This is a genomic window from Lactonifactor longoviformis DSM 17459 (genome assembly GCF_900129135.1).
GTDB lineage: Bacteria > Bacillota > Clostridia > Lachnospirales > Lachnospiraceae > Lactonifactor > Lactonifactor longoviformis.
Map to the genome: position 1 here is coordinate 55,708 of NZ_FQVI01000012.1, position 12,150 is coordinate 67,857.

Sequence of the window (12,150 nt, forward strand, 5' to 3'; positions counted from 1 at the left end):
CTCATCTCATGAATCACATGTTACAGATTCGCACGGATAAGCTTCGGCCGGTAGCCTTCCTTTTCCAGTGCGGTTACAATCTGCTTTTTATGCTCTGTTCCAAATGCCTCCAGGGTAATCTTCAGCTCCACTGCCGCGCTTCTGTTCGTGCTTACAAACTGGTTGTGATCCAGCTTGATGACATTTCCCCGCTCTCCGGCAATGACACTTGCCACCCGGACCAGTTCCCCGGGCTTATCCGGAAGAAGAACAGATACGGTAAAGATACGGTCTCTCTGGATCAAACCGTGCTGTACCACAGACGACATGGTAATCACGTCCATATTGCCCCCGCTTAAGATAGATACTATCTTTTTCTTTTTCACAGGAAGATGCTTTAAAGCTGCTACGGTCAGCAGGCCTGAATTTTCAACGATCATTTTGTGGTTTTCCACCATGTCCAGGAAGGCAACGATGAGCTCATCGTCCTCTACGGTAATGATATCGTCCAGATTCTGCTGGATATAGGGGAAAATCACCTCTCCCGGGGTTTTTACCGCGGTGCCGTCTGCGATGGTATTCACATTGGGAAGAGTTACCACTTCCCCTTTTTCCAGAGATGCCTGCATACAGTTAGCTCCTGCAGGCTCCACGCCGATCACCTTTATATTTGGATTCAGAAGCTTTGCCAGAGTGGACACTCCAGTTGCCAGGCCCCCTCCCCCGATGGGCACCAGTATATAGTCTACCAGCGGAAGCTCCTTTACAATTTCCATGGCAATGGTTCCCTGTCCGGTGGCAACCGCCGGATCGTCAAAGGGATGAATAAAGGTATACCCATGTTCCTCTGCCAGCTCATACGCTTTGGCACAGGCCTCATCATACACATCTCCGGAAAGCACAACCTCGGCCCCGTAGCTTTTGGTGCGCTCCACTTTAATGAGAGGCGTGGTGGTGGGCATAACAATGACTGCCTTGGCGCCAAAGGCCTTGGCGGCATAAGCTACCCCCTGGGCGTGATTCCCCGCGGACGCGGTGATCAATCCCTTTTCTCTCTCCTCCTCAGACAGGGTGCTGATTTTGTAATAGGCTCCCCTGAGCTTGTAGGCCCCTGTAAGCTGCATATTCTCCGGCTTCAGGTATACCTTGTTTCCTGTCTGTCTGCTGAAGTAATCGCTGTAGACTAATTTTGTCTCCTGGGTTACCTGTTTTACAACTTCCGATGCTTCTTCGAACCTGTCTAATGTTAACATATCCTTATCCTTCTTCCTGTTTAATATCAAATAATGCATTTACAAATTCATCTGCATTAAATTTCTGCAGATCGTCGATGCTCTCTCCCACACCTATATACTTCACCGGGATATCAAGCTCAGCCTGAATTGCCACAGCAATTCCGCCCTTTGCGGTGCCGTCCAGCTTAGTAAGAATAATTCCTGTAATATCCGCCACTTCCTTAAACTGTCTGGCCTGCACCAGGGCGTTCTGCCCTGTGGTTCCGTCTAACACAACCAGCGTCTCCAGATGGGCGTCCGCATACTCTCTTTCGATGATACGGTAAATCTTTTTCAGCTCAGCCATAAGATTTTTCTTGTTATGGAGTCTTCCTGCCGTATCACACAGAAGAACATCTGCATTTCTTGCCTTTGCAGCCGCAATTGCATCATAGACAACAGCTGCCGGGTCCGCCCCGTTCTGGCCGGTGATAATCTCAACCCCCGCACGGTTCGCCCACTGGCTCAGCTGCTCCGTAGCCGCCGCACGGAAGGTATCTGCGGCTGCCAGGATTACTTTTTTTCCCTGATCCTTCAGCTTCCCGGCCAACTTTCCCACAGAAGTGGTTTTCCCCACCCCGTTGACGCCGATCACCAGTACGACAGACTTCTGGTTTTCGAATTCGTAGGCAGTCTCCCCCACATCCATCTGCGCTTTAATGCTGTCTATCAGGAGCTGTTTGCACTCTGAGGGCTCCTTGATCTTTTTCTCTGCCACCTGTTCCTTCAGGTTCTGTATAATCGCATTCGTGGTATTAATTCCAATATCGCCCATAACCAGTATCTCTTCGATCTCCTCATAGAAATCATCATCAATGCTGGAAAAACCACTGAAAATGGAGTCTATGCCGGATACAATATTGTCTCTGGTCTTGGATAAGCCTTCCACCAGTCTGCGAAAAAAGCCGCGCTTTTCCTTTTCCTCTGACATTCTTTCTCCTCCTACTTGTCTAAATCATTTTCTATTAAGTTGACAGACACCAGCGTGGAGATTCCTTTCTCCTGCATGGTGATACCATAGAGACGGTCCGCAGCCGTCATAGTACCTCTTCTATGTGTTATAATAATAAATTGTGTATTCTTTGTCAACTTATGTAAATATTGTGCATATCTCGTTACGTTGGAATCATCCAGAGCAGCCTCGATCTCGTCGAGAAGGCAGAAGGGAGAAGGCTTTAGATTCTGGATGGCAAAAAGCAGTGCAATAGCGGTGAGGGCCTTTTCCCCTCCGGATAGCTGCATCATATTCTGAAGCTTCTTTCCGGGCGGCTGAGAGATAATCCGTATCCCTGCTTCCAGTACATCGCCTTCCTCCTCTTCCATCAGTTCCAGGGTTCCCTTGCCGCCCCCGAACAGTTCTTTGAATGCTTTGTCGAATTCCACCTGTATCCGGGCGAATTTCTCGGTAAATTGTTTCCGCATTCCGCTGTCCAGCTCCTCAATAATTCCCAGAAGTGTTTCCTCTGCCTTTACCAGGTCTTCATGCTGGGCAGCGAGGAAGGTATGGCGCTCCAGAAGATTTTTATAGTCTTCAATGGCGTTTACATTCACATCTCCCAGCCTGCGGATCTCCTCCTTAATTCCGGCGATGTTCTTCTTGATTGCCCCCCGCTCTCCCAGCTCTTCGGGCCGGTTCTCCAAGGCCTGTCCCAGCGTAATTTCATACTCTTCCCACATGTAGTTGATCTGATTTTCCTGGAACTCTTCCAGCTTTTCCTTCTGGCCGTTCAGGCGGAAGCACTCCTTGTCCAGAAGATTCATGCGGCCTGAGAGCTCATCCCGTTTCTGAAAGAAAGACTTGTGGGAACGATTCATCTCTTCCTTTTTGGCCAGATATTCCTTCATCTGCCGCTCATCGTCTTCTTCTGTCTGCCGGGCTGCCTCTATGGTTTTCTGAATCTCAGAGATATCTCTCTCCTTTTTGGCAATATCCTTGGATCCCTCCTCCAGATTCACATCCATATCCGCCAGCTGCTGCTCCAGATTGTCTATTTCCTCTGTGATACGGTTCAGATTCTGCACCAGGAAGCCCTTTTTCGAGGACAAATTGGCAGCTTCCAGGTGAATCTTCTCCAGCTCCCTGGAAAGAAGGGCTTCTGCCTCCCGTTTTTCCTCCAGAAGCTTCTGGGTTTCCTCAATGATCCGGTTCTGTTCCGCCTCTCTCAGATCAAATGCATCGATCTCTCCCTGAATGGAACCGCTGCTGTCCGCAATCTCAGACATCTGCGTCTCGATCTCTTTGGCCTCCTGGCCCAGTCTGGTATATCGTTCCCGGATCCCCGCATACCGTTCCTCTGCGGAGGTCATGTTCATCCGGGCAGTATTTTCTGCCAGATACAGTTCCTGAAGCTTCTCCCCCAGGCTGCCCAGATGATCCCGGAGGGTATTTCTGCTGTTTCTGTAATCCTCCAGTGCTTTCTGCATCTGAACCATATCGGCCTTTAATGCCTTTACGCCGGCCTCCAGTTCTTCAATCTCTCTTCTTCTCCCCAAAAGGTTGCTGCTGTTCTTAAACGCGCCTCCGGTGAGGGATCCGCCCGGACTCAGGAGATCTCCTTCCACAGTTACCATCCGGATGGAATAATGATACTTTTTGGAGATGGCGATTCCGTGGTCCATATGGTCAACCACCAGTGTCCGCCCCAGAAGATGATGGATCATCCCCTGGTATTCCGGCTCTGCCCGCACAAGTTCGCTGGCCACGCCGATCACTCCCGGCTCCTTTCGGGCCTCCTGGTTCACCATAGCCTTTTTATTCTGAGCCATACTGGTCAGCGGAAGAAAGGTTGCCCTTCCGTACCGGTTCTTTTTCAGGAAGGAAATCATTGTCTTGGCCGTATTTTCATTGTCCGCTACAATATTCTGAATGCTTCCTCCCAGGGCAGTTTCTATGGCAGTTTCGTATCTCTTGTCTACCTTAATGAGATCCGCCACCACGCCTTTGATCCCAGGCTGATTCTTTTTCTGCTCCATCACCCTGCGGATACTGTTGCCGTAGCCGTCATACCGTTCTGTAAGATTTCTCAGGGATTCCAGTCTGGAAGCCTCTCTGTGATAGGCGGTCTGTCCGATCTCCATCTCCTTGCTGCCCTTGGCGATCAGAGCCTGGAGCTTCTGAATCTCTGCTTCCGTATTTTGGCTTTCCTTTGTATACTTCTGTATCTCTTTTCCCAGGCGGGCAAGTTCTTCCTCCTGTTCCTTCTGAATCTGTTCCTGCTCGTTTTCCTGACTCTTTAAGATTAGGATCTGCTTATTCAGCTCTGCCCTGCGGATAGAAATCTGTTCCCGCATAGCCTCAAAGCGCTGCAGTTTTCCCTTTATGGAAGATTTCTGATTCAGCAGTTCAATAATCTCACTTTTTGCCTCCTCTATCTTCTCCAGAAGCTCTGTGATATCACCGGTCAGGCTGTCGTATGCCTTCTGCTTCTCTGTCTGTCCGGCGCTTACCGCTGCGTTCTCTTGTTTCAGCTCTGCCTTCTGCCCTTCAAGCGCGGTGATATCTTCTTTTTTCTTTTCAATCTCACTTTTGATCTCCAGGGCGCGGTTCCGGAAATGCTCGTCATTCATCCTGGCCGTATTGATCTGCTCCCGGAGAACATTAATCTCTCCTTCCAGCTGCTGCTTCCTAAGGGCTTTCTGTCCGGCCTCTTCCCTGGCCTTCTCAATCCTGAGATCCAGCTGCTCCAGCTCAGCCTCTGCCTTCTCGTACTCAGCTTTTGTGGCAGCAAACGCCTCCTGGGTCTCTACAAGGTCGTCCCTGGCAATTTTGTATTTCTCTTCTATCTCCTGCAGCTGGCTCTTACTGTGCTCCATCTCCAGAAGAAACATATTAATATCCAGCTGTTTCAGCTCTTCTTTTTTCTTCAGGTAGATCCTGGCTGTCTCTGACTGCCGCTCCAGCGGCCCCAGCTGCCTGGACAGCTCAGATAAAATATCATTGACACGGGTCAGATTCTGCTGCTCCTCCTCCAGCTTTTTCAGAGCAGTAGCCTTACGTCTCTTGAACTTGACGATTCCGGCGGCCTCATCGAAGAGTTCCCTGCGCTCCTCGGGTTTTCCGCTTAAGATTTTATCAATCTGTCCCTGGCCGATGATGGAATAGCCTTCCTTTCCGATACCGGTATCGTAAAAAAGCTCATTCACATCTTTCAGCCTGCAGGATGTCCCGTTTAAAAGGTATTCGCTCTCACCGGATCGGTACAGACGCCTGGCCACCGTCACCTCCTCATAGTCGATGGGAAGCTGATGGTCAGAGTTGTCCAGGGTAATGGCCACATAGGCAAAGCCCAGAGGCTTCCTGGTCTCTGTTCCGGAAAAGATAACGTCCTGCATGTTCCCTCCGCGAAGCTGCTTGGCGCTCTGCTCCCCCAGAACCCAGCGCACCGCATCGGCCACATTGCTCTTTCCGCTGCCGTTGGGACCCACAATACCGGTGATGCCGTTGTGGAATTCAAAGGTTATTTTGTTGGCAAAGGACTTGAATCCCTGCACATCGATACTTTTAAGATACATACTTCACCTGCCTATTTTTTTAGTAAGCGGATGGCATTATAGGCAGCCTGTTGTTCTGCGGCCTTTTTCGTCCTTCCCTGTCCGTGCCCGATGACTCTTCCTTCCAGCTGCGCCTCCACGGTGAAGGTCTTATTGTGATCCGGGCCTTCTTCCTTTGTCAGTACATATACTACTTCTGATGTGTATTCCCCCTGGACAATTTCCTGCAGGGTAGTCTTGCTATCATAAAAGAGCTGTTTGTGCTCCACGTCATTCAGCACGTGGGTCAGAATAAACTCTTTTGCATTAGCAAAACCACCATCCAAATAGATAGCTCCAATGACAGCCTCCACAGCGTCTGAGATAATGGAGTCCCGCGTTCTTCCTCCTGTGGCATCTTCACCCTTTCCCAATCTGAGGTACCTGCCCAAAGTCAGCTCCCGGCCGCAAAAAGCAAGGGTGGGCTCACATACCAGACTTGCGCGCTTTTTCGTCAGTTCCCCCTCCGGCTGGTCCGGGTAATTCAGATATAAAAATTCGCTGGTAACCACCTCCAGCACCGCATCGCCCAAAAATTCCAGGCGTTCATTGTTATAAAGCTTATCCATTCTGTGTTCATTGGTAAAGGAGCTGTGTATCAGCGCCTGGTTCAGAAGCTCCATGTCCTGAAATGTGTATCCGATGATACGCTCCAGCTCCAGCAGTCCGTCGTAACGTCCCATAAATTCTCTCCTTTTTTCTGTTCTTCAGATATCCTTTATCAGAAAAGCTGCTGCACCAAGATAGTGCAACAGCCCTGTTCCTCTAAGCATTATCCGATTGCTTTTTTAATCTGCTCAACGGCATCGCCCACTGAGACAATCTGCTCAGCCTCCTCCGTTGGGATTTCAATATCGAATTCCTCTTCAATCCCCATAATAATCTGGAAAATGTCAAGGGAATCTGCCCCTAAATCATCTACAAATGTAGTTTCCGGTGTAATCTCCTCCGTATCAACATTTAATACCTCTGCAATAATCTTTTGTAACTTTTCCAATTCCATGTCATGTAATCCTCCCTTAATTTTCTTCTACATTACCAGAAATATGGTCTTTGATTTTGCCGTTGATCTCCTGGTTTTTAAATTGAATACATTGGATAATAGAATTCTTGAATTCTGCCGCTTTGGAACTCCCGTGGCACTTTACCACCAGTCCTTTCAGACCCAGAAGCGGCGCGCCGCCGTACTGGCTGGCATCAAAGCTTTTCAGCACCTTTTTCAGAGAAGGCTTCACCAGAAGTGCCCCCAGCTTGCCTCTGACGCTGGATACCATCGCCCCTTTTATCTTGGATATAAGGGTATTGCCCACGCCTTCGTATAATTTCAGTATAACATTTCCCACAAATGCCTCGCAGACAATAACATCGGCATCCCCGTTGGGAATGTCCCTGGCCTCAATATTCCCCACAAAATTAATATCGCTGCACGCTTTCAGCAGGGGAAAGGTTTCCTTCACCAGAGCGTTGCCCTTCTCCTCCTCCGCACCGATATTGACTATCGCTACCCGGGGATTCCTGATGCCTACGACATGTTCCATATAGATGGACCCCATACGGGCAAACTGCACCAGATGGGACGGCCGCGCGTCTACGTTGGCCCCGCAGTCGATCAGAAGAGAGACACCGTCTCTGGTGGGAATCAGCGGTGCTAAAGGGGGGCGTTCCACGCCTTTGATTCTCCCTACCAGAACCTGCCCGCCGACCAGCACAGCTCCTGTGCTTCCCGCGGACACAAAGGCATCGGCCTCCTGGTTTTTGACCATCTTCATCCCCACTACAATGGAAGAATCTTTCTTCCCTCTGATGGCTGTTACCGGAGGTTCCCCGGTCTCAATCACCTCTGCTGCCGGTATAATAGTTACTCTTTCCTTTGGGTAGGTGCAGCCCGCCAGTTCTTTCTCAATCAGCGGTGCCTGTCCTACCAGGAGTACCTGCAGATTCTCTTTTTCATTCACTGCTTCTATGGCACCTTTTACAGCCTCCGCCGGGGCATTGTCTCCGCCCATGACGTCCACTGCCACTTTTACTAACTCGTCCATGTGTTTCCTCCTAATAATACCTACCCACAATATTACTAAACATCGAAGGAAAATGCAACATTTCCGTTATTTTTCTTTATTCCATCTTTCCGTCGCTGCCCAGATGATAGCCTTCCACATCTTTATCTGCAGCCATAGACCCATCTTCGTTCAGATAATACCAGCTGTCGCCGTCCTGGAACCAGCCGGTTCTGATATAGCCGTTCTCATCAAATGCGTACCATTTGCCCTGAATCTCTTTCCACTGGCTCTTTATAAAGCTTCCGTCAGCATTTTCAAACCACCAGCCCTTGTCATCCTGCTTCCACTGACCGGCTTCCGCGTTCACTACATCGCCCTCTTCATCATTTACAATGACTTCCGCGGTCTCACTGGTGGTTCCCTCCGTAGAATTCTGAACCGTGTTGGTGGCTACTACATAATAATAGTAGGTCCCCGGCTGATCTGTGGGAGGGGTATACGTATCGTCCGTGGCACCCTCGATTATGGTTCCGCCCCCATTGGTATTGGTCATATTCCGGTACCACTGGTAGGTCAGCGTTCCTGAATCGCTGACAGAGGCTTCTACCTTCAGGGGCGTTGCTCCCTGGTGCAGGCCGTAGGTCATGCTTCCGCTTAAGTTGGCGGTGAATTCAGGCTTTGCCACAGGAACCTCCGGTTCCTCCTGAATCACTTCCTCCTGCACGGATTCCTCCTCGTCTGCCTTCTCTGTGCCCAGTATTTTGTCAATATATTTCTGCGGACTACAGGCTGTCAGAGACAGTACGCAGCATCCAAAGAGAATGCCCAGTAACCCCTTTTTTAATTGGTGCATTATAATTCCTCCTTTTCTCATAGTGAGGGGAGAATCTCCCGTGATAAATTTATTTCTCCACAAGTGTACTCATTCTCGAACAATTTGTCAACTGTACAGGGGAAAAAAAGAAGCCCCTGACATTATAAGGCTTCTTTCCTGCACACAGTAATACTATGCAAACTTTTCATGTTCTATATACCCGTTTACTTCCTTTCTCAACCGGATAAATGCCTCTGTATCCTTCAGTTCCAGCTCCCGGTGATAAGGAAGAAGGACCGGTACTTCTCTCTTAACCCTTCCCGGCCTGCTGGTGAGAACGTAGATTTTATTAGAGAGAAATACAGCCTCCTCAATGTCATGGGTTACAAAGAGCACCGTTGGCTTCTCCTCCTGCCAGATCTGCCGCATTAAAAGCTGCATATCTGCCTTTGTCTGAGGGTCCAGGGCGGAAAACGGCTCATCCATGAGCAGCACCCGGGGGCTGTTGGCCAGCGCCCGGGCTATGGCCACACGCTGCTTCATGCCTCCGGACAGTTCCCCTGGATAACGATTGCGGAACTTTTCCAGTTTAATGGTTTTCAGATATTTATCCGCGATTTTTTCCTGCTCCCCCTCCGGCATCTTTTTCAGCTTCAGCCCGAACTTAATATTCTCTTCCACAGTCATCCATGGGAATAAGGTGTAGGACTGGAACACCATCCCCCGATCCTCTCCGGGTCCTATAATATCATTATCCTCAATTACAATCCTGCCCCCGGAGGCTTCCTCAAGACCGGCGACCATCCGTAACAGTGTTGATTTTCCGCATCCCGAGGGACCCACGATGCAGACAAAATCATTTTCCAGTACATTGATTTCCACATCCTTCATGGCAGTTACGGCTCCCTTCTTGCCGGGATATTCTTTGTACAGCCCTTTCACATACACGGTACTATTGGCCAGATTGGCCTCGATATGCCGCTCCCGGGGCGGAAGCTCTTTTTCTTTTTTCTTAAACCATCTCATACCTGCCTACCTCCTTTTGCCCAGGGAAACAGTTTCTTATTCAGAAGTGCAAAGATGCGGTCTGTAACCAGTCCCAGAAGCCCAATCAGCAGAATTCCTCCAAAGATAGCATCTGTCTTAAGAAAACGCTGTGATTTCAGTATGGTATAGCCCAGGCCGGTATCCGCAGCTACCAGCTCCGCACTGACCAGATATGTCCAGGCCCATCCGATCATCATACGCAGGGTTTCCATTAGTCTTGGCATCATAGCCGGGATAAGAATTCTGAAAACAGCCTGTTTGGTATCTGCTCCCAGAGTATACCCGGCATTAATGAGATCCCCCGGAACGGATAAGGCGTCGTCCGCTACCATCAAAACCAGCTGGAAAAAGGTACCGATAAAGATTACCGCAACTTTAGCGCTCTCCCCTATCCCAATCCATACCATAATCAGGGGTACAAAAGCCGGAACCGGCATATAGCGGATGAATTCACAAAGCGGGCGTACGGCTGCCTCTGTCTTTGCAAAGGTTCCCACAAGAATACCCACGGGAATTCCAAGGACAACAGCCATCAGAAATCCCAGGCTGATGCGGATAATGCTGATCTTTGTATTCTCCCAGAGAGTGCCGTCGGAAACAGCAGTGAGATAGTACCTCAGCACACTGGATGGCCTGGGAAGGAAAATTTCCTTTACCATCCCCGCGCTGCTGACCGCAGACCAGACCAAAAAAACTGTCAGAAAAGCCGCTGCTGCCAGAAGAAGGTATTTTTTCCTTGATATTGGTTTTCGGATTTTAACTTTAATCATGGGTCCTCCCCCCTATTGAATCCATGTGTCATCCAGAATAGAAGCAGTATCCTTTGGCATTTTATCAATCATCTTTGTATCCAGGAGAAACTCTGCCGATTTCTGCAGCGTATAGTTCAGATGGGTGTAATCGCTGCCTGGTGTAAAGGTTTCCTGGTTTTTCTGCCTGTCAAACAGCGTAACGCCGTCCAGCATGGCAATATAGTCCTCCTTCTTAAGTTCTGCCCCCTGGCAGACAGCATCGATAAATGCGTCATCCCTCTCATTGAGCTTCTCCACGCCCTCAAACCAGGAATCTACAATCTTTTGTATTTGCTCTGGGTCTCTGTCCAGAACCTCCTGCCGTACAGCCAGTGTGTCGGGAATGAGGCCCGGCTCTTCCTTCGTACTATATAAAAGACTGCCTCCTGCCTCTATAGCGGTGGAGAGCGTTGGTTCCCAGAGTACAGCTGCATCCACGCTTCCCGCTATAAAGGCAGGCCCTGCATCATTGATTGTCATATTCGTAAAATTCACATCGTCAATGGTCATATTATTGTCTTCCAGGATCTTCAGCAGAAACATATGCTCCAGTGTTCCCACCTCGGTTGCCACCGTTTTTCCTTTCAGGTCTTGTACAGATGTAATTCCGTCCCGGACTACCAGGCCGTCGGCACCGTAAGAATTGTCATTGACCAACACGATTTTAAAGTCCACGCCCTCGTTCAGGGGTGCAATGGCGTCTGAACCGGCAATACAGATTCCATCCACCTGTCCTGAGTAGAACGCTGTCAGAGAATCACTGTACACAGGGAAGAATTCAAGTTTTACATCTGCCCCGTTTTTTTCAAAAATCCCTGTGCCCTTCACGCCGTACCAGCCATACCAGCCGGTCATAGGACTGATCCCCAGTACAAAAGGTTCTTCCTTATCTGTCCCGGCAGTCTCCTTTGTGCTGCCTGCGGCTTCCTGTCCGCATCCGGCAAGCATTCCGGCTGTAAGAACAGCCGTCAGTAATATTCCTGCTAATTTTTTCATAATCCTCGCATCCTCTCTCTTATTCCTTTACATAATCGCCTCTAATCCCTGTTCCCCGGTACGGATACGCATGGCATTGTCAACCGGCAGGACAAATATCTTCCCGTCCCCGGCATGGTTGGTTTTGTTGACCTCAACTACCGTATCGATCAAATGCTGCACGTCCTCATCCCTTACAAACATATCCACCATTTTTTTCGCGGCCAGACGGTGGCGGATCTCACCGTTCTCCTGGTCCAGTACATACTGAACCGGTTCCTTTCCCCGTCCGATGACTTCATGGACATTCAGGGAATGAAACCCAGCCCCATCCAGGGCTTCTTTTGTCTTAAAATACATTTTCGGCCGCAGTATAATCAATACTTCTTTCATAGCAGCTCTCCTTCCTACAGTTCATCTTTCCCGCTGCTGATAGTAACTGCCCGTTCCACACCGCTGACGAATATTTTTCCGTCCCCGTAGGTTCCGTTTTTTTCTGTCTTCGCAGCATCTGATATAATCCTGACCACGCACTCCTCATCCGAATCCTTCACCACCAGCATCAGCATTTCCTTGGGTATCTCGTCATAGTAAGTATCGCCCACTTTGAGTCCCTTTTGTTTTCCTCTGCCCAGAACACTTATCTTGGTAGTGGCCGCAAATCCCTGTTCCATCAGTGCATCCAGAACATCTTCCGCTTTTTCCGGTCTCACAATTGCTTTTATCATCTTCATGGCATC

The 12,150-nt window shown here is 49.4% G+C and carries 12 protein-coding genes; all 12 read right to left on the reverse strand.

Annotated features, from left to right (window positions below; all coding sequences use genetic code 11):
- Positions 1 to 20: 20 nt before the first annotated feature.
- The 12 genes from ilvA to BUA56_RS12370 all read right to left on the reverse strand — a co-directional run bounded on the left by ilvA (position 21) and on the right by BUA56_RS12370 (position 12,144).
- Positions 21 to 1,232 (reverse strand): threonine ammonia-lyase, encoded by a 1,212-nt coding sequence (gene ilvA / locus BUA56_RS12315; protein WP_072852140.1) that lies wholly within the window; start codon positions 1,230 to 1,232, stop codon positions 21 to 23.
- Between the two features lie 4 nt (positions 1,233 to 1,236).
- Positions 1,237 to 2,184, reverse strand: a complete 948-nt coding sequence (gene ftsY / locus BUA56_RS12320; RefSeq protein WP_072852142.1) for a signal recognition particle-docking protein FtsY — start codon at positions 2,182 to 2,184, stop codon at positions 1,237 to 1,239.
- A gap of 11 nt (positions 2,185 to 2,195) precedes the next feature.
- Positions 2,196 to 5,765: a chromosome segregation protein SMC gene (gene smc / locus BUA56_RS12325; protein ID WP_072852145.1), complete on the reverse strand. Its 3,570-nt coding sequence runs from the start codon at positions 5,763 to 5,765 to the stop codon at positions 2,196 to 2,198.
- 11 nt (positions 5,766 to 5,776) lie between these two features.
- Positions 5,777 to 6,466, reverse strand: a complete 690-nt coding sequence (rnc, locus tag BUA56_RS12330) for a ribonuclease III (RefSeq protein WP_072852147.1) — start codon at positions 6,464 to 6,466, stop codon at positions 5,777 to 5,779.
- An 89-nt stretch (positions 6,467 to 6,555) separates the two neighbouring features.
- A complete protein-coding gene (gene acpP, locus BUA56_RS12335; RefSeq protein ID WP_072852149.1) occupies positions 6,556 to 6,786 on the reverse strand; it encodes an acyl carrier protein in 231 nt (76 codons plus the stop codon).
- Between the two features lie 16 nt (positions 6,787 to 6,802).
- Positions 6,803 to 7,822: a phosphate acyltransferase PlsX gene (gene plsX, locus BUA56_RS12340; protein WP_072852151.1), complete on the reverse strand. Its 1,020-nt coding sequence runs from the start codon at positions 7,820 to 7,822 to the stop codon at positions 6,803 to 6,805.
- 76 nt (positions 7,823 to 7,898) lie between these two features.
- Positions 7,899 to 8,636: a hypothetical protein gene (locus tag BUA56_RS12345; protein WP_072852153.1), complete on the reverse strand. Its 738-nt coding sequence runs from the start codon at positions 8,634 to 8,636 to the stop codon at positions 7,899 to 7,901.
- 153 nt (positions 8,637 to 8,789) lie between these two features.
- Positions 8,790 to 9,623 (reverse strand): ABC transporter ATP-binding protein, encoded by an 834-nt coding sequence (locus tag BUA56_RS12350; protein ID WP_072852155.1) that lies wholly within the window; start codon positions 9,621 to 9,623, stop codon positions 8,790 to 8,792.
- The gene (locus tag BUA56_RS12355) at positions 9,620 to 10,414 is read right to left on the reverse strand and encodes an ABC transporter permease (protein ID WP_072852157.1); all 795 of its coding nucleotides are present in this window, start codon (positions 10,412 to 10,414) and stop codon (positions 9,620 to 9,622) included. Before BUA56_RS12355 ends, BUA56_RS12350 begins: the two co-directional genes overlap by 4 nt.
- A gap of 12 nt (positions 10,415 to 10,426) precedes the next feature.
- Entirely contained in the window at positions 10,427 to 11,431 is a 1,005-nt protein-coding gene (locus tag BUA56_RS12360) for an ABC transporter substrate-binding protein (protein WP_072852159.1), read from the reverse strand.
- A gap of 27 nt (positions 11,432 to 11,458) precedes the next feature.
- Positions 11,459 to 11,803: a P-II family nitrogen regulator gene (locus BUA56_RS12365; protein ID WP_072852161.1), complete on the reverse strand. Its 345-nt coding sequence runs from the start codon at positions 11,801 to 11,803 to the stop codon at positions 11,459 to 11,461.
- 14 nt (positions 11,804 to 11,817) lie between these two features.
- On the reverse strand, positions 11,818 to 12,144 hold the full coding sequence (locus BUA56_RS12370; RefSeq protein WP_072852163.1) for a P-II family nitrogen regulator: 327 nt from the start codon (positions 12,142 to 12,144) through the stop codon (positions 11,818 to 11,820).
- Positions 12,145 to 12,150: the final 6 nt, after the last annotated feature.